Raw genomic sequence first — 17,947 nt, 5'->3', positions numbered from 1 at the left:
GGTCAGCCGTTGCCGGAGGCGAGTTCGCGGCTGCGGTCGCGGGCGGCTTCGATCGCGGCGATGAGGGCGGCTCGTACGCCGTGGTTCTCCAGTTCGCGGATGGCGCTGATGGTGGTGCCCGCCGGGGAGGTCACGGCCTCACGGAGTTTCACCGGGTGCTCGCCGCTGTCGCGCAGCATGACCGCGGCGCCGATGGCGGCCTGGACGATGAGGTCGTGGGCCTGGGCGCGGGGCAGGCCGAGGAGGATGCCGGCGTCGGTCATCGCCTCGACCAGGAAGTAGAAGTACGCCGGGCCGGAGCCGGAGAGGGCGGTCGCCGCGTCCTGCTGGGACTCGGGGACGCGGGCGGTCTTGCCGACGCCGCCGAAGATCTCGTCGGTGTGGTTGAGGTCGGCGGGGGTCGCGTGGCTGCCGCCGGAGATGACGGACATGCCTTCATCGACGAGGACGGGGGTGTTGGGCATGACGCGTACGACGGGGATGCCGGCGGTGAGGCGTTCTTCGACGAAGGCCGTGGGGATACCCGCTGCGGCGCTGATGACCAGCCGGTCGGCGGCGACGTGGGGGGCGAGTTCGTCGAGGAGTTTGCCCATGTCCTGGGGCTTCACGGCGAGGATGAGCGTGTCGGCGCGCTTGGCGGCCTCGGCGTTGGTGACGGGTTCGACGCCGTAGCGGTCCCGGAGCTGGGAGGCGCGTTCGGCGCGGCGGGTGGTGACGAGAAGGTCGGCCGGGCGCCAGCCGGCTCGGATCATGCCGCTGAGGAGAGCTTCGCCGATCTTGCCGGCACCGAGCACTGCGATGGTCTTGGTCATGCGGGGTCACCTCGCCGGTGGTGGTTCTGGCGCCTGTCCTCTGGATCAGGTCCGAGCCGTCGTACGGAACATCCGGGCCCATCCTCGCACCGGCGACGGGGGCGGGCTCGCGATGTCCGAGTGTCGGAACGGCGCGCCGGCCCGGACCGGACAGGACTCAGGCCGTGCGGCGGCGGAGGGTCGCCGCGCCGAGGGCGAGGACCAGGACCGCGCAGCCGGCGACGATCGCGATGTCGCGTACGAAGTCGCCGGTGACTTCGGAGTGGCGCAGCACCTCGTTCATTCCGTCGACGGCGTAGGACATGGGCAGGACGTTGGAGACCGCTTCGAGCACCGGGTGCATGTTCTCGCGTGCGGTGAACAGTCCGCAGAGCAGCAGTTGGGGGAAGATCACCGCCGGCATGAACTGCACCGCCTGGAATTCGGACGAGGCGAAGGCGGAGACGAAGAGTCCGAGGGCCGTGCCGAGGAGCGCGTCGAGGAGCGCGACCAGCAGGAGCAGCCACGGCGAGCCGACGACGTCCAGGCCGAGGCCCCAGACGGCGAGTCCGGTGGCGAGCAGGGACTGGACGACCGCGAGGGCGCCGAAGGCGAGGGCGTAGCCGGCGATGAGGTCGGCCTTGCCGATGGGCAGGGCGAGGAGGCGTTCGAGTGTGCCGGAGGTGCGCTCGCGGAGGGTGGCTATGGAGGTGACCAGGAACATCGTGATCAGCGGGAAGATCCCGAGGAGTGAGGCGCCGATGGAGTCGAAGGTGCGTTCGTCTGCGTCGAAGACGTAGCGGAGGAGGAAGAGCATCACGCACGGGACGAGGATCATCAGCGCGATGGACCGGGGGTCGTGGCGGAGCTGACTCAGGACGCGGGCGGCGGTGGCCAGGGTCCTGGCGCCGGAGAAGGCGCGCGGTGCGGGGAGCGGCGGCGGGGTCACGGCCGGGGTCGGGGTCTCGGCGGTGGTCATCGGGGGGTCTCCTGCAGTGCGTGGGCGTTGGCCTCGTCGACCAGGTGGAGGAAGGCTTCTTCGACCGTTTCGGAGCCGTTGCGGGCGCGCAGGGCGTCGGGGGTGTCGTCGGCCAGGATGTCGCCGTCGCGCATGAGGAGGAGGCGGTGGCAGCGTTCGGCCTCGTCCATCACATGGGAGGAGACGAGGAGGGTGGCCGCGCGGTCGGCGGCGATGCGGTGGAAGAGTTCCCACAGGTCGCGGCGGAGTACGGGGTCGAGGCCGACGGTCGGTTCGTCGAGCACGAGGAGTTCGGGCGTGCCGAGCAGGGCGACGGCGAGGGAGACGCGGTTGCGCTGGCCGCCGGAGAGCCGGCCGGCGAGGGCGTCGGCGTGGGACGCGAGGTCGACGTCGGTGATGGCGCGGTGGACGGTCTCGTCGCGGGCGTCGCGGTGGGAGCGTCCCGGGTCGAGGATCGCCGCGAAGTAGTCCAGGTTCTGACGGACCGTCAGGTCGTCGTAGACGGACGGCGCCTGGGTGACGTACCCGATGCGGGCGCGGAGCGTGGCGTCGCCGGCCGGGCGGCCGAGGACGTCCAGGGTGCCGGTGACCTTGGCCTGGGTGCCGACGACGGCGCGCATCAGCGTGGACTTGCCGCAGCCGGAGGGGCCGAGGAGACCGGTGATCCGGCCGGGCGGTACGGCGAAGTCGAGGTCGCGCAGCACGGTGCGTTCGCCCCGTGCGACGCGCAGACCGCGGGCGCGGATGGCAGCCTCGGGTTTATTCATCATGCGATGAATAATGCTCCCGCCCTCGCCGCACCGTCAAGGCCGGGGGCTCAGCCGAAGCCCGGGACGCGCGGGACCAGTTCCGGGCGGCGGGACGCCGTCCGGAGGATGCCGACCGTCGAGCGGACGATGCCCTCCTTCACATACGCCGCCGGGCGACCGGTCAGCACGCGGTCGCGGGGCGAGTCGTCGGCCCGTACGAACTGGACGAGCCCGTCACGGCGGCCGAGGCTCAGACACTGGAGGTGGTAGGAGAAGTTCAGCGGTTTCGGCTCCTCGCCCCGCAGGTCGGCGATGATCGAGGCCGCGGCCTGCGAGCCGCTGGGCAGGGCGGCGGCGCAACCCATGCGCAGCGAACCGGCGGTGGCGCTGTGCCCGGCCGCCGCGTCGCCCACCGCGTACACCTCGGGATGCGACACGGACCGCAGCGCCGCGTCCACCTCGACGCGTCCCCCGGCGTCGGTGGCGATCCCGGCGGCGCGCGCCGGTTCGGTGTTGGGGGTCATCGAGGCGGCCCAGACGACGACGTCGGTGTCGATGTCCTCGGGGCCGGCGATACGGCGGCCCTCCTCGACGCGTACGCCCCGGACGCCGAGCGCCGTGCGGACATGGGCGCGGCCCCTGCCCGAGAGACCCGGTCCCACGACGCCGTCCGTCAGAAGCCCGACGCGCCAGCGGGGGTGGGTCTCGGCGAGTTCGGTGGCCAGTTCGATCCCGGTGAGACCACCGCCCACGACGGTCAGGGCGCCGGGACCGTCCTGGAGGCGTTTGTGCAGTTGGGTGGCGGACTCGACGGTGTACGCCCGGTCGCGGTCGCCGGGGTCGACGGACCGGGTGCGGCTGCCGAGGGCGAGGACGAGCCGGTCGTACGGGAGGCCCCGGCCGTCGTCGGTGAGGACCTCACGGGCGTCGGTGTCGACGGCCGCCACGCGGGAGGCGATGTGGGTGATGCCGGTCGAGCGGAGGAACGAGCCGAGGGCGTGGGTGACGTCGGGGCGTCCGGCGGCGCGTTCGTGCAGCCGGACGCGTTCGGTGAACCGGTCGGCGGGATCGACGAGGGTGACGTGGGCGTGCCGGGCGAGGCGCAGCGCGCACATCAGCCCCGCGTAGCCCGCGCCGACCACGACGACCCGTCTCTTTCCGGCGCCGGCGGCCGGGCCGCCGGGGGAGGGGGAGGGGGAGGAGGGGAAGGACGAGAGGGATGCGTCGTTGGGTGTCATACAAGGGGGACGACGCGGGGCGCCCGAATGTAACAGTGAGCGTGGTCACAGGCTCCCGAGGTCGAGGTGGCGCAGCTTCTCCGGGTTGATCACGGCGTCGACCTCGGTGATCAGCCCACGGTGCACGTTGAACCCGAAGACGGCGCTCTGCCCGCCGACCGGGTCGACCAGCACCACACCCGGAGAGCCGTTCACCTCCCGCACGAGGGCGTGCATCGTCTCGGGGTCGAAGTCGCGCATCAGACGCCGGGTGAAGCGGACGACCTTCTCGTCGCCGAGAATGGGCAGTCTGGCCGCCATGACCTTGCCGCCGCCGTCCGAGCGCCACACCACCTCGGGGTCGAGGATCTCCAGCAGACCGTCGAAGTCCCCGCCGAGCACGGCCGACAGGAACGCGTCGACGGCCCGCCGGTGTTCGCCCCGGTCGACGGAGCGGCGGGGCGCCTCGGCCCGTACCCGCTGGCGGGCGCGGGAGGCCAGCTGCCGTACGGAGTCGGGCGTGCGGCCCACCACCTCCGCGATCTCCTTGAACGGCACGGCGAAGACGTCGTGCAGGATGAACGCGGTGCGTTCGGCCGGTGTCAGCCGCTCCAGCACGGTGAGCATGGCGAGCCCCACCGACTCGTCCAGCGTCACCCGGTCCTCGGGCCCGCTCTCGGTGACCACCGGCTCGGGCAGCCAGGGCCCGACGTACGACTCGCGGCGGGCGCGCGCGGAACCCAGCTGGTCGTAACAGAGCCGGCTGACGACCGTCGTCAGATACGCCTTCGGATCGTCCGCCTCGCCGTCGGGCAGCTGCTGCCAGCGCAGCCAGTCCTCCTGGACGGCGTCCTCGGCGTCGGCGACGGATCCGGTGATGCGGTAGGCGATGCCCCACAGCCTCTTGCGCTGCCGCTCGAATTCGGCCAGATCGGCCATGAGCCGGTGCTCCTCTCCCCTGTCGGTGTCAGGCCCGGGACGAGGGGCCCTGTACGACAGACGACACGGACGGGCGAAGTGTGACAGTCAGCTCGACGACGTACGCCTCCTCGACCAGGCTGGCCGGAAAGACCTTGAGCAGTTCGACGCGCTCGTCGGCCAGGCAGGCCGCCGTGGCGTCGTCGCCCAGCACCCGGAAGAGGGAGTGGCTGCCGAGGTTGGCGAGGTGGGTGTCGAGCGGGACGGTGCGCGTCCAGCGCAGCTCGCGCCGTACGGTCACCAGATCGTCCAGCGGGCTCCCGGCGCGGTGGCCGTCGGAACTGTGGGCTCCGGCGCCGGCGATCAGGTGCAGCCGCCGCTCCTGTGCGGCGACCCAGGGCACGGCGCGGTCGGCGACGTTCCACCACAGGGCGAGCGCGCCGCCGGGCCGCAGCACCCGCAGGGCCTCGGGGACGGAGTGGGCCGGGTCGGTCCAGTGCCAGGACTGGGCCTACGTCACCAGGTCGGCCGACGCGTCCGCGATCGGCAGGGCGTCGCCGAAAGCCCTGACCAGCGGGGTGTCCGGCAGGGTGCGGCGGAGCCGCGCGGCCATTTCGGGGCCCGGTTCGACGGCGGTGACGTCGGCGCCGCGCGCACGCAGCAGGCGGGTGGCGATACCGGTCCCGGCGCCGACGTCCACGACGCGGGAGCCTCTCAGTGAGCGGCCGGACAGTTCCTCGACGGCTTCGAAGAGGAGCGGCGGATAGCCGGGCCTGGCGGCGTCGTACTGGCCGGCGACGGCGTCGAAGGAGAGCGCGCGATCGGTCATGGGTCCATCCTGACGCGTGGTGCGACGCGTGGTGTGTTCCCGGTCGCCGGACCGGCTCGTCAGGTCCGCCGGGGGTCAGTTGCGCCGAGGGTCCGCCGATGGGTCACTTGCGCTTGGGGCGCTTGACCTTGCGGGCGGCCGGGTTGCGCGCACGGGCGGTCCGCCGGCGTTCGTACCGGGCGAGGGCCGTCTCGTACTCGCCGCGGCGAAGCCCCTCCCCCGGTGCCTCGGCCAGTGAGCGCAGGAAGTACGCGGTCAGCGAGCCGATGAAGCCGATCATCTTGAGGCTGCGCAGCGACTCGTCGCGGGCCGGGTCGGCGGGGCGCTTCGAGAAGCCTTCCCAGGTCCGGCGGAAGGCGATGGCGCTGCACACCGCGAACATCACGATGACGAGGACACCGACGAAGGAGCCGGCCTTCGCGATCTCCAGGCCCTCGAAGGCGAAGCGCAGCAGGAAGCACGCGCCGACGGCGGCGGCCAGTGATCCGGCGCAGACGGCGACGCGGCGCGGCGCGTAGCCGCCGCCGCGCGCGACCCAGGTCGTGCCGAAGAAACGGATCGGCTCGGGCCGGGGGCCGCTGTCACCGCCGCTGCCGTCCGTGCCCACCCCCGTCGCCGCGGCTGCGGTGGTCCCGGTGGCTTCGGCGCTGTCGGACGCGCTCACGCTCTGGCTCTCGCTCACAGGACGATTATCCCTGTGAGCGAGAGCCCGGCCGGGGCCGGGACCGAGCGGCGTGCGAGCCCCGGCTCAGGCGCAGCGCGGCGCGACGTACCCGTCACTCCCTGTTCTGACGTAGGCGTCCGAGACGAATTCGCCGTTGGCGATGTTGTCCCAGATTTTCGACGTCCCGTACGGCCCGGACACCGACTCGCCCGGCTTCTGGCAGTTGATCGGGACCCTGGCGTCGTACGGCAGGACGCGGACCAGCCGGTAGTGCGTGCCCGGCCCCGAACGCACGTTGACGCGGTAGCCCGGCGCGACCGGGTATCTGACGACCGACGCGGCGAGTGTGCCCACCTCGGCGTCGGCGACCGCCGCCTCGGCGCCCGCGCCCGTCTCCTGGATCTCTCCGACCTCTCCTACCCCTTCAACAGTCATCGCTGCCCTCCCCCTTGGTGATCTTGTTGAATGTTCACTCTCTGCGACGCGCAGGCTAGCAAGACCCTTCAGCCACAGCCGCACCTTCGACTAGGCTCCGTGAGTCGCGCGCTCGCAGAAGCGACACGGGGGACACACACATGGAATACGCCGGGAGTTACCGCCTTGAGGCCTGCCTCGGCTCCGGTGGCATGGGCGTCGTGCATCTCGCGCGCTCCGCGTCGGGGCTGCGCCTCGCCGTGAAGGTGGTGCACCAGCAGTACGCGGCGGACCCGGAGTTCCGGGCCCGCTTCCGCCAGGAGGTCGCCGCCGCGCGCCTGGTCAGCGGTGCGTTCACCGCGCCCGTCGTGGACGCGGACCCGGATGCCGAGCGGCCCTGGATGGCCACCTCGTACATCCCGGGCCCCACCCTGGCCGAGCAGGTCAAGAACAACGGGCCGATGGCTCCCGCCGAGTTGCGCCGGCTGACGGCGGGACTCGCCGAGGCGCTGCGGGACATCCACCGGGCCGGTGTCGTCCATCGCGACCTCAAGCCGGGCAACGTACTCCTCACGGACAACGGCCCCAAGGTCATCGACTTCGGCATCTCGCGGCCGGTCGACAGCGATCTGCGCACCGAGACGGGGAAGTTGATCGGCTCGCCGCCGTACATGGCCCCCGAGCAGTTCCAGCGCCCGCGTGAAGTGGGGCCCGCGGCCGATGTGTTCGCGCTGGGCTCGCTGCTGGTGCACGCGGCGACCGGCCGCGGGCCGTTCGACTCCGACAGCCCGTACATCGTCGCCTACCAGGTGGTGCACGACGAGGCGGATCTGGTCGGCCTGCCCGCCGATCTGGCGCCGCTGGTCGGGCGGTGCCTCGCGAAGGACCCGGAGAAACGTCCCACGCCGGACGAGATCATGTCGGAGCTCCGCCCGCCGTCGTACGAGGCGGACGCCTTCATACCGGCTCAGCGGCGCTCCGTGGAGCGGCCGCCCACAACCCCGGCCGGGGAGCAGCGCACCCGTGTCGGGGCGCGGTCGCCGTCCGGCCGCGCGTCCGCGTCGGCGACGGCGGCGAATCGGGCGGCGGGTCCGGCCACGGTGCCGGGCCCCGGGGCGGAGCGGGGCGCGCGCCGAAGCGCGGGGCGGGACCCGGCGGAGCCGAGGACAGCGATCGGCAGCCGGAAGCGGGTCAAGTGGCCGGCGCTCGCGGTCGGCGTCGTCGTGCTCGTGTACGGCGGGCTCTGGGCCGCACAGGGCTTCGGCGACACGCGGTCGCCGTCCGGCGGCCCGGCGGGCTCCGGCACGGCGGAAGCGGCCGGCGCGGCGTTCGAGCCGTGGCGGGCCCCGTCCATCGGGGACGCCGCCGAGCGGGGCGTCGCACCGGCGTGTGCGTACACACCGAGCCTCTCCGGCGTCTCGGCGACACTGGTCTGCTCCACGCGGGGCGTCGCCGCCGCCCGGCTCGACCCCGCCGACGGGCGGGTGATCTGGTCACGGGGCGCGGGCGACGACGGCACGGACGTACCCGTCGTCTCCGGCGGTCTGGTCCACGCCGTCCTCACCACGTCGAAGGGCGCGCGGCTGCGGGCGTACGAGAAGGACGACGGCGCCGAGGTCTGGAGCAAGGGCCTCTCCGGTTACCGGGGCGGCGTCCACCACGCCGACGGCACCGTCCTGCTCGTGAACGACGACGGGCGGGTGGAGGCGCTGAACAGCGCGACGGGCAGGACGCGTTGGGAGCGCCGGCTGCCGGGTCACTCCGATCCCGTCTTCTCCCCGCACAGTGCGGCGACCGGGCACTCCTACGCCGCCGAGCAGTCGGGCGACGGCCGCACCACGCTGGTCAGCGCGGTGGAGTCGAAGACCGGTGAGCTCGCCTGGCAGCGTCGGCTCGGCGGATACCTCACGCCGGTGGCCACCGAGCGCGGCGTCCTGTTCCTCTCCTCGCTCGACCAGGACTCGATGACGGACGCGGTCGTGCGTTACGACACCGCGAGCGGCGACGTGCGCCGTGTCCCGCTGCCCTACGTCGTGTCCCAGGCGCAGCTCGCCGTGCGCGACGGCACCGCGTATCTGCTGGCGCGCGGCGGGACCCTGCTGGCCCTCGACACGACCCGTAAGGGCGGGAACGCCGAGCCCCGCTGGGAGTTGGAGACCGATGTCGCCCGCTCGTCCGTTCCCGTCGTGACGGCCGGGGACCGGCTCTACTTCTCCGCCGCGGACGGTCAGCTGATCACGGTCGACACGGCGGACGGCACGCTGATCGGCCGTACGAAACCACGTCTGCTGTCGGGCAAGCTCGCCAGCATGCCGTCGCTGCCCGCCCCCGCCGTCGCTCCCGGCCGCGTCTACGCCGGGGCGCCGGACGGCTCCGTCTTCGCCGTGGACAGCGAGGACCCCGGCACCTGGTGACGCGCACCGGGTGCCGGGGTCCTCGTGTCCGACCGGCTGCGCTGCGGCGGCTGTGCTGCGGCCCGGCCGTGCTGATGTCGGGGCGGGTCAGCCCAGCCGGGAGATGTCCCTGACCGCGCCCTTGTCGGCGCTCGTGGCCATCGCCGCGTACGCGCGCAGCGCCACGGAGACCTTGCGCTCGCGTGCGACCGGCTCGTACACCCCGTTCAGCGCGTCCCGCCGGACCCCCAACTCGTCGTCCCCGACGAGCAGTTCGATCGAGCGTCCCGGGATGTCGATCCGGATGCGGTCGCCGTCCCGCACCAGCGCGATCGTCCCGCCGGACGCCGCCTCCGGCGAGGCGTGGCCGATCGACAGGCCCGACGTACCGCCGGAGAAGCGGCCGTCGGTGACCAGGGCGCACGCCTTGCCCAGGCCCCGGCCCTTCAGATACGAGGTGGGGTAGAGCATCTCCTGCATGCCGGGGCCGCCGCGCGGACCCTCGTAGCGGATGACGATGACATCGCCCTCCTTGATCTCCTTACGGAGGATCTTCTCGACGGCCTCGTCCTGCGACTCGCAGACGACGGCCGGGCCCTCGAAGGTCCAGATCGACTCGTCCACGCCCGCGGTCTTCACGACACAGCCGTCGACGGCCAGGTTGCCCTTCAGCACGGCGAGTCCGCCGTCCTTCGAGTACGCGTGCTCCACGGAGCGGATGCAGCCGCCCTCGGCGTCCAGGTCGAGCGTGTCCCACCGCTCGGACTGGGAGAACGCGGTCGCCGAGCGCTTGCAGCCGGGCGCCGCGTGCCACAGCTCCACGGCCTCCTCGGAGGGTGAACCGCCGCGCACGTCCCACGTCTTGAGCCACTCGTCGAGCGAGTCGGAGTGCACCGAGTGCACGCCCTCCTGAAGGAGGCCGCCCCGGTACAGCTCGCCCAGGATGGCGGGGATACCGCCGGCCCGGTGGATGTCCTCCATGTAGTACGTGCCGCCGGGGGCCACGTTCGGCGCGACCTTCGCCAGGCACGGGACACGCCGCGAGACGGCGTCGATCTCGTCCAGGCCGTAGTCGAGACCGCCCTCCTGGGCGGCGGCGAGGAGGTGCAGGATCGTGTTCGTGGAGCCGCCCATGGCGATGTCGAGCGCCATCGCGTTGTCGAAGGCCGCGCGGGTGGCGATGCTGCGCGGCAGGACGGTCTCGTCGCCGCCTCCGTAGTAGCGCTTGGTGATGTCGACGACCGTGGCGCCCGCGTTCTCGTACAGCGCCTTGCGCGCGGTGTGGGTGGCGAGGACCGAGCCGTTGCCGGGCAGGGCGAGACCGATGGCCTCGGCGAGGCAGTTCATCGAGTTCGCGGTGAACATGCCCGAACAGGAGCCGCAGGTCGGGCAGGCGTTCTCCTCGATACGGAGCATGTCCTCGTCCGAGACGGACTCGTTCACGGCGTCCGAGATCGCGTTGATCAGGTCCAGCTTGCGGACCGTGCCGTCGACCAGGGTGGCCTTGCCGGCCTCCATCGGACCGCCGGAGACGAAGACCGTGGGGATGTTGAGGCGCATGGCGGCCATCAGCATGCCCGGGGTGATCTTGTCGCAGTTGGAGATGCAGATCAGCGCGTCCGCGCAGTGCGCCTCGACCATGTACTCGACGGAGTCGGCGATCAGATCACGGGACGGCAGGCTGTAGAGCATGCCTCCGTGGCCCATGGCGATGCCGTCGTCCACGGCGATGGTGTTGAACTCGCGCGGTACGGCGCCCGCTGCCTTGATCGCCTCGGAGACGATCCGGCCGACGGGGGCGAGGTGGGTGTGTCCGGGAACGAACTCCGTGAAGGAGTTGGCCACGGCGACGATCGGCTTGCCGATGTCCTCGCTCGCTACGCCCGACGCCCGCATAAGGGCGCGCGCGCCCGCCATGTTGCGGCCGTGGGTGACAGTGCGGGACCTCAGCTCGGGCATCGTCGCTCGCTCCTTCGGCAGATCCTTCGGTGGAAAGTGACTTTTTCGAGCCTACGCCCACCGCTCCAAGATCTGGACGGTCGTTCCGGAATGCGGGACGGCCGTTCAGCTTTCGGCCGGGCCGCCGAGGCGGGGGCCGGCAGGTCCCGCAGGCCGGTTCTCAGGCGGGTCCGTCCTGGACGGGTCCGGCCTCCGTCAGATACCGCTGGAGCGTCGGCGCGACGATCCTGACGATCTCCTCCGTGTCCACCGACGCCAGCGGCTCCGCCTTGAGCACGTACCGCAGGATCGCGATCCCGATCATGTGCGAGGCGGCCAGCTCGGCGCGGAGGGTGGGGTCCGGTACGTCGAGTTCGACCGCGATCCGCTCCAGCAGCCGCCGCAGCACGAACTTGCGCAGCATGGCCGCCGCGGCCTCGTTGGTCACCGCGGAGCGCAGGATCGCGAGCAGCGGGGCCCTGGACACCGGGTTCTCCCACACGCCGATGAAGAAGCGCGCGAGCCGCTCGCCGATGCCCTCCTCACCGCCGCTCAGCAGCGCGGGAAGGACCAGCGCCGGTTCGAAGGAGACCTCGATGGCCGCGCCGAAGACCTCGTCCTTCGTACCGAAGTAGTGATGCACGAGGGCCGGGTCCACACCGGCCGCCTTCGCGATGCCGCGCACGGACGTCTTGTCGTAGCCGCGCTCGGCGAACTCGTTGCGGGCGGCGTCGAGGATCCGCTCACGGGCGCCGGGGCCGGTGTCCGCGTCCGAGCGTGCGGGGCGGCCACGGCGGCGCGGGGCCGTACCGGTCATGTGCGGCGGATCCGGGGCCGGGCGTGGGACACACGGGGCTTCGGTGCCCGGCTCTCCGCCGTCGGCCCGGCGGGGGACGCCGCGCCGGAGCCGGCCGACGACGCCAGGTGGAGCCGGGTGAAGGCCAGCGCCTCCGCCAGATCGGCCTCGCGTTCGGCCGACGACATCGCGCGCCGTGTGTTGACCTCGATCACGACATGGCCGTCGAAGGAGCCGCGGGCCAGCCGTTCGAGCAGTTCGGCGCAGGGCTGGCTGCCGCGTCCCGGCACCAGGTGCTCGTCCTTGGCCGACCCGTTGCCGTCCGCGAGGTGGACGTGTCCCAGCCGGTCGCCCATGCGGTCGACCATGGACATCGCGTCGGCGCGGGCGGTGGCCGTGTGTGACAGGTCGACGGTGAAGTGGCGGTAGTCGTCCTTCGTCACGTCCCAGTCGGGGGCGTACGCGAGCACCTCACGGTCCCGGTAGCGCCACGGGTACATGTTCTCGACGGCGAAGCGCACATCCGTCTCGTCGGCCATCCGCCAGATACCGGAGACGAAGTCGCGGGAGTACTGGCGCTGCCAGCGGAAGGGCGGGTGCACGACGACCGTGGAGGCACCCAACCGCTCGGCGGCCGACCGTGCCCGCTGGAGCTTGGTCCAGGGGTCCGTCGACCAGACACGCTGCGTGATCAGCAGACATGGCGCGTGGATGGCGAGGATCGGCACGTGGTGGTAGTCGGACAGGCGGCGCAGCGCCTCGATGTCCTGGCTGACGGGATCCGTCCAGACCATGACCTCGACGCCGTCGTACCCCAGGCGCCCGGCCATCTCGAAGGCCGTCGCCGTGGACTCCGGATAAACGGAGGCTGTCGACAGGGCGACCTTCGCATCCGGGATGCGCACCACTGGTTCTGCCACGGGGACAGGGTACGGGCACCGGCAGGCGGCATCGCGGGCATCGCAGCGGAAAGTGACGAGAGCAACGGATCACCCTCGTAAAGAGGTGACGTCGGGCCCCCCTCCGTGGACGGAGGTCAGACCTCCGTCGTGGGCAGCTGGTCCAGCCGTCGCAGGATCACACCCTCGCGCAGCGCCCACGGACAGATCTCCAGGTCCTCGACACCGAACAGATCCATCGCCGCCTCCGCGACCAGCGCGCCGGCCAGCAGCTGGGACGCCCGCCCGTCCGAGACGCCGGGCAGCCCGGCACGGCGCGCGGCGGTCATCGTCGCCAGCCTGGGGACCCACTCCTCCAGCGCCTTGCGGCTCAGATCGCGCTGCACGTAGAGCCCCTCGGCGGAGCGGGCCGCCCCGGCGATCCGCGCGAGCTGCCGGAAGGTCTTCGAGGTGGCCACGACATGGTCCGGCTCGCCGAATCGGGTGAACTCGCCGACGGTACGGGCGATCTGGGCCCGCACATGGCGGCGCAGCGCGCGTACGGCCTGTGGATCGGGCGGGTCCCCGGGCAGCCAGGCGGCGGTGAGCCGGCCGGCGCCCAGGGGCAGCGACACGACGGCGTCGGGTTCCTCGTCGATGCCGTACGCGATCTCCAGCGAGCCGCCGCCGATGTCGAGGACCAGCAGTTTCCCTGCCGACCAGCCGAACCAGCGGCGCGCCGCGAGGAAGGTCAGCCGGGCCTCCTCGTCGCCGCTGAGGACCTGGAGGTCGACGTCCGTCTCCTCCTTGACCCTGGCGAGCACCTGGTCGGCGTTGCTCGCCTCGCGCACGGCGGACGTGGCGAACGACAGCACCGCCTCGCAGCCCTTGTCCTCGGCGGCCTGGAGCGCCTCGGCGATCGTCGCCACCAGCCGCTCGACACCGTCGGGCCCGATCGCGCCGTCCGCGTCGAGCAGTTCGGCGAGTCTCAGCTCGGTCTTGTGCGAATGGGCGGGCAGCGGTCGCGCGCCGCGGTGGGCGTCGACCGCCAGCAGGTGGACGGTGTTCGAACCGACGTCGAGAACTCCGAGTCTCATGGGCGAACGCTACTGCGGCGACACGCATACGCTGGAGTCGTGCCAAAGACGAAAAAGGCGAAGCCGGGCAAAGCCGGGCGCGCCAAGAAGCAGCACGAGCAGGGTCCGTCCGACGAGAAGGGGCTGGACTTCGCCCGGTCGTGGGTCGAATTCCCTGATCCGGCGGACGACGAACAGGTCTTCCGCTGCGATCTGACGTGGCTCACCTCGCGGTGGTCCTGCATCTTCGGCAGCGGCTGCCAGGGCATCGAGGCGGGCCGCGCCGACGACGGCTGCTGCACGCTGGGGGCGCACTTCTCCGACGAGGACGACGAGAAACGCGTCGCCGGGCATGTGAAGCGCCTCACTCCGGAGCTGTGGCAGTTCCACGACGTGGGGGCGGAGAGCGGCTGGACGGAGACGGACGACGACGGCGCCCGCAAGACGCGCCGCTGGGACGGCTCCTGCATCTTCCAGAACCGCCCCGGCTTCGCCGGCGGCGCGGGCTGCTCGCTGCACATCCTGGCGCTGCGCGAGGGCCGCGAGCCGCTGGAGACGAAGCCCGACGTCTGCTGGCAGCTGCCGGTCCGGCGTACGTACGACTGGATCGACCGGCCCGACGAGTCGCGGGTGCTCCAGGTGACGATCGGCGAGTACGACCGCCGGGGCTGGGGCCCCGGCGGGCACGACCTGCACTGGTGGTGCACGTCGGCGACGTCGGCGCACGGCGCGGGCGAGCCGGTGTACCGGACGTACGCGCCCGAGCTGACCGAGCTGATGGGCAAGGCGGGGTACGACGCGCTGGCCGAGCTGTGCGAGGCGCGGCTGGCGAGCGCGCTGCCGCTCGTCGCCCCGCACCCGGCGGACCCGGCGCCCTGACACCGGCGTATGTGCGCGCGCCCGCTCACGGCGACGGGGGCCTCTTGTCCGGCCCGCCGGGACCGGTCGGGTCGCCGGGGTCGTCCGGCGAGGGCGGCGGGTCACTCGGCCGACCGGTGCCGGGATCGGTAGGAGCGCCGGTGCCGGGCGGCGGACCGGTGGGGTCGGACGGGGCCGGACCGGTCGGTTCGCCGGGATCGCTCGGCCCGGGGCCGCCGGTGCCCGGCGGCGTCGAGGACGGCGGGCGCGTCGGGTGCGTCGGCCTGCCGGGCCCGGGGTGGGACGAGGAAGGCGGCCTGGAACCGTAACCGCTGATCGAGACCGCCGAGCCCGCCGGGGTCAGCCCGATCCGGGCGCTCCACGGGCCCGACGGCTCGCGGGAGTGGTCCACGTGGACGTGGACGGTGACGGACCTGCCGGGGGCGAGCGTGCCCGAGGTACGGCTCAGCCGCAGCCACGACGCGCTCGTCCAGGCCGACCAGGAGACGGGCTCGCCGCCGGTCGCGGTGAGCGTGATCCTCGTACGGTCGCCGGTCGACTCCGCCGTGACCGAGAGCCGTCCCGAGCCCGTTCCGGGTGTGCCGGGCGGGGTGCCCGTCCCGTCGCTGATGACCTCGACCGAGACGTCCGGGTCACGGCTGCCGGTGGTGAAGGGGGCACCGGCCCGGTTCTCGGCGTTGCCCGCGTTCTCGTAGTTGTCGTACGGATCGGCCCCCTGCGCGCCGCGCCGCTCGGCGGCGTCGGCGCTCACCGACGTCCCGCCGTGGGCCTCGCCGGTCGGCGGCGCGCCCCGGTACGCCGCCCAGAGGGCGAGCACGGGCGCGGCCACGACGGTCGCCACGACGGTGGTGGTGACGGCCCGCGAGCGCAGCCGGTCCCGGCGGGCGGCGCGGTCCTTCGGGTCCATGGGGAAGCCGTTGCGGCCGAAGCGCGGGGTCGTGGCACGGGCGCGCGGGGTGTTCGTCATGGCGCCGTACGCCGCGGCCCGGGGGGCCCGGACGAGCGGCAGGACGGCGGGCGAGGCGGTCCGGGAGGGCACGCCGGACGACGTGGGCCGGGCGGCGCGCGCGGAGGCGGCCGAGCCGGGCCAGGGGCCCGCCGCCTCGGCGCGCTCGGCGGCGCGGCGGCAGCGCGGGCAGTCGTCCACGTGCCGGACGAGTTCGCGGCGGAGCACGGCCGAGAGCAGCACCTGGTCGTCGCCGGTGAGCCGGGCGACGGCGGGGCAGTTGCCCGTCTCGATGACGGCCAGCGCGGCCCTGGTGCGCTCGACCTCGCAGGCGGCGGAGTTGAGCAGTTCGCGGGCCGGCATGAGCTCCATGGACAGGACGGCGGCGACGTCGCGCGCGCCGAGCCGGTGACGTACGGCGAGTTCGAGGGCCTCGCGCTGCTCGGGGGTCGTACCGGCGGCCTCGGGCCAGGCCAGCAGGGCGAGTTCACGACGCCGGCGCTCGGCGATCTCCGGCGGGACGTCGGCCCTCGCGTCGGCACCGAAATCCCCGCCGGGCGTGCGACGGCGGCCCGAGTGCGCCCCCGGGCGGCTCCCCCGCCGCTCGCCGAGCCGCCGCAGACAGGCCCACCGGGCCAGCGCGTACAGCCAGGCCCCGCGCTCGTCCGCGCCGGTCGGGCAACGCCCGTAGTGGCGTTCGGAGATGGCCAGGACCTCACCCAACACCTCGATGGCTGCGTCGTGGTCGCACAGCACGGAGAGGCAGTACGTGAACAGCCCGTCCAGATAGGGCTCGTAGCGCACGGGCGGTCGGCGCGTCCCCGATCGGGGCGCGCGACGGGGCGCACGGTGTGCGCCGGTGGTGTACGTGGGGGGCTCCAGTCTGCTGCTCGTCACCCGGCGACGGTAGACACGGGAGCGCACGACCCTCCCCACCCTCGCCCACATTTAATCCTTACGGGTGAAACGTCCGCTGTGACCGTTTCCTGGCGCCGGGGCTGCCCGAGCGGCCACCGCGGTAACGACTGTCGGTGGTCGCCTATACGGTGGCGCCATGGCTGTCGCCCGTACCAAATCCGCCAAGGACCGACCGTCCTACCGCTGTACCGAGTGCGGTTGGACGACCGTCAAGTGGCTGGGCCGCTGCCCCGAGTGCCAGGCATGGGGCACCGTCGAGGAGTACGGCGCGCCCGCCGTACGGACGACGGCGGTCGGCCGGGTCAGCACCCCGGCCCTCCCGATCGGCCAGGTCGACGGCCGCACGGCGACGGCGCGCTCGACGGGCGTAAACGAGCTGGACCGCGTCCTCGGCGGCGGGCTCGTGCCGGGGGCCGTCGTGCTGGTGGCCGGTGAACCGGGCGTCGGCAAGTCCACGCTGCTCCTGGACGTCGCGGCGAAGGCGGCCTCCTCCGAGCACCGCACGCTCTATGTGACGGGCGAGGAGTCGGCGAGCCAGGTGCGGCTGCGCGCGGACCGCATCAAGGCCATCGACGACCACCTCTATCTGGCGGCCGAGACGGACCTCTCGGCCGTCCTCGGGCACCTCGACGCGGTCAAGCCGTCGCTGCTCGTCCTGGACTCCGTACAGACGGTGGCGTCGCCGGAGATCGACGGCGCGCCCGGCGGCATGGCGCAGGTCCGGGAGGTCGCCGGCGCGCTCATCCGGGCCTCCAAGGAGCGGGGCATGTCCACCCTGCTGGTCGGCCATGTCACCAAGGACGGCGCGATCGCCGGCCCCCGGCTGCTGGAGCACCTGGTGGACGTGGTGCTGTCCTTCGAGGGCGACCGGCACGCGCGGCTGCGGCTGGTGCGGGGCGTCAAGAACAGGTACGGCACGACGGACGAGGTCGGCTGCTTCGAGCTGCACGACGAGGGCATCACCGGCCTCGCCGACCCCTCCGGTCTCTTCCTCACCCGCCGGGACCAGCCGGTCCCCGGCACCTGCCTGACGGTCACGCTCGAAGGCCGCCGCCCGCTGGTCGCCGAGGTGCAGGCGCTGACGGTCGACTCGCAGATCCCGTCCCCCCGCCGCACCACGTCCGGCCTGGAGACCTCCCGCGTCTCGATGATGCTGGCCGTCCTCGAACAGCGCGGCCGGATCAGCGCCCTCGGCAAGCGCGACATCTACAGCGCGACGGTCGGCGGTGTGAAGCTCTCCGAGCCGGCCGCCGACCTGGCGATCGCGCTGGCCCTGGCCTCGGCGGCGAGCGACACCCCCCTGCCGACGAACCTGGTCGCGATCGGCGAGGTGGGCCTCGCGGGCGAGGTCAGAAGGGTCACGGGAGTCCAGCGCAGACTGGCCGAGGCGCACCGCCTGGGCTTCACGCACGCCCTCGTCCCGACCGATCCGGGGAAGATCCCGGCCGGTATGAAGGTCACAGAAGTCGCCGACATGGGGGCGGCTCTGAGTGTGCTTCCGCGCCGGGGTCGGGCGGAGGCCCCACGGGACGGCGAGGACCGCCGGTAGACTTTGCCCTGGT

General features: G+C 72.8%; 15 protein-coding genes and 1 pseudogene. 3 read left to right on the top strand and 13 right to left on the bottom strand.

What is annotated here, in order from left to right:
* Nucleotides 1-2: 2 nt before the first annotated feature.
* The 8 genes and pseudogenes from proC to SSPS47_RS19575 form a co-directional block, all read right to left on the bottom strand.
* Nucleotides 3-812, bottom strand: coding sequence for a pyrroline-5-carboxylate reductase (proC, locus tag SSPS47_RS19610; RefSeq protein ID WP_164252195.1), 810 nt, complete (start codon nt 810-812; stop codon nt 3-5).
* A 157-nt stretch (nt 813-969) separates the two neighbouring features.
* Nucleotides 970-1,770, bottom strand: a complete 801-nt coding sequence (locus tag SSPS47_RS19605; protein WP_164252194.1) for an ABC transporter permease — start codon at nt 1,768-1,770, stop codon at nt 970-972.
* Entirely contained in the window at nt 1,767-2,540 is a 774-nt protein-coding gene (locus SSPS47_RS19600) for an ABC transporter ATP-binding protein (RefSeq protein WP_164252193.1), read from the bottom strand. The genes SSPS47_RS19605 and SSPS47_RS19600 overlap by 4 nt, the downstream gene beginning before the upstream one ends.
* A gap of 47 nt (nt 2,541-2,587) precedes the next feature.
* Nucleotides 2,588-3,757 carry an FAD-dependent oxidoreductase gene (locus SSPS47_RS19595; protein ID WP_164252192.1) on the bottom strand — a complete coding sequence of 390 codons (1,170 nt, stop codon included), beginning with the start codon at nt 3,755-3,757 and terminating at the stop codon, nt 2,588-2,590.
* A gap of 45 nt (nt 3,758-3,802) precedes the next feature.
* Nucleotides 3,803-4,675, bottom strand: coding sequence for an RNA polymerase sigma factor SigJ (gene sigJ, locus SSPS47_RS19590; protein WP_164252191.1), 873 nt, complete (start codon nt 4,673-4,675; stop codon nt 3,803-3,805).
* Between the two features lie 28 nt (nt 4,676-4,703).
* Nucleotides 4,704-5,483: pseudogene (locus SSPS47_RS19585) on the bottom strand (class I SAM-dependent methyltransferase).
* A 103-nt stretch (nt 5,484-5,586) separates the two neighbouring features.
* Entirely contained in the window at nt 5,587-6,090 is a 504-nt protein-coding gene (locus SSPS47_RS19580; protein WP_164254734.1) for a hypothetical protein, read from the bottom strand.
* A gap of 141 nt (nt 6,091-6,231) precedes the next feature.
* Nucleotides 6,232-6,582, bottom strand: a complete 351-nt coding sequence (locus SSPS47_RS19575; RefSeq protein ID WP_164252190.1) for a hypothetical protein — start codon at nt 6,580-6,582, stop codon at nt 6,232-6,234.
* A 140-nt stretch (nt 6,583-6,722) separates the two neighbouring features.
* On the opposite strand from SSPS47_RS19575, the gene SSPS47_RS19570 reads away from it, so the two are divergent.
* Nucleotides 6,723-8,975: a serine/threonine-protein kinase gene (locus SSPS47_RS19570; RefSeq protein WP_164252189.1), complete on the top strand. Its 2,253-nt coding sequence runs from the start codon at nt 6,723-6,725 to the stop codon at nt 8,973-8,975.
* Nucleotides 8,976-9,062: 87 nt separating this feature from the next.
* Here the strand turns inward: SSPS47_RS19570 and ilvD are convergent, their stop codons facing one another.
* The 4 genes from ilvD to SSPS47_RS19550 all read right to left on the bottom strand — a co-directional run bounded on the left by ilvD (nt 9,063) and on the right by SSPS47_RS19550 (nt 13,663).
* A complete protein-coding gene (gene ilvD / locus SSPS47_RS19565; protein ID WP_164252188.1) occupies nt 9,063-10,913 on the bottom strand; it encodes a dihydroxy-acid dehydratase in 1,851 nt (616 codons plus the stop codon).
* Nucleotides 10,914-11,073: 160 nt separating this feature from the next.
* The gene (locus SSPS47_RS19560) at nt 11,074-11,709 is read right to left on the bottom strand and encodes a TetR family transcriptional regulator (protein ID WP_147878337.1); all 636 of its coding nucleotides are present in this window, start codon (nt 11,707-11,709) and stop codon (nt 11,074-11,076) included.
* Nucleotides 11,706-12,608: a sugar phosphate isomerase/epimerase gene (locus tag SSPS47_RS19555; RefSeq protein ID WP_239064985.1), complete on the bottom strand. Its 903-nt coding sequence runs from the start codon at nt 12,606-12,608 to the stop codon at nt 11,706-11,708. Before SSPS47_RS19555 ends, SSPS47_RS19560 begins: the two co-directional genes overlap by 4 nt.
* Before the next feature lie 116 nt (nt 12,609-12,724).
* Nucleotides 12,725-13,663, bottom strand: a complete 939-nt coding sequence (locus SSPS47_RS19550; RefSeq protein ID WP_147878338.1) for a Ppx/GppA phosphatase family protein — start codon at nt 13,661-13,663, stop codon at nt 12,725-12,727.
* A 39-nt stretch (nt 13,664-13,702) separates the two neighbouring features.
* On the opposite strand from SSPS47_RS19550, the gene SSPS47_RS19545 reads away from it, so the two are divergent.
* A complete protein-coding gene (locus SSPS47_RS19545; RefSeq protein WP_147878339.1) occupies nt 13,703-14,521 on the top strand; it encodes a hypothetical protein in 819 nt (272 codons plus the stop codon).
* Nucleotides 14,522-14,546: 25 nt separating this feature from the next.
* Here the strand turns inward: SSPS47_RS19545 and SSPS47_RS19540 are convergent, their stop codons facing one another.
* Complete coding sequence (locus SSPS47_RS19540; protein WP_239064984.1) at nt 14,547-16,415, bottom strand: hypothetical protein; 1,869 nt, start codon at nt 16,413-16,415, stop codon at nt 14,547-14,549.
* Between the two features lie 106 nt (nt 16,416-16,521).
* On the opposite strand from SSPS47_RS19540, the gene radA reads away from it, so the two are divergent.
* Entirely contained in the window at nt 16,522-17,934 is a 1,413-nt protein-coding gene (radA, locus tag SSPS47_RS19535) for a DNA repair protein RadA (protein ID WP_164252186.1), read from the top strand.
* The last annotated feature ends 13 nt before the right edge of the window (nt 17,935-17,947 follow it).

The organism is Streptomyces sp. S4.7, assembly GCF_010384365.1.
Lineage (GTDB): Bacteria > Actinomycetota > Actinomycetes > Streptomycetales > Streptomycetaceae > Streptomyces.
The sequence above is the reverse complement of the archived record's forward strand: the minus strand, read 5'-3'. Positions and strand labels throughout refer to the sequence as shown.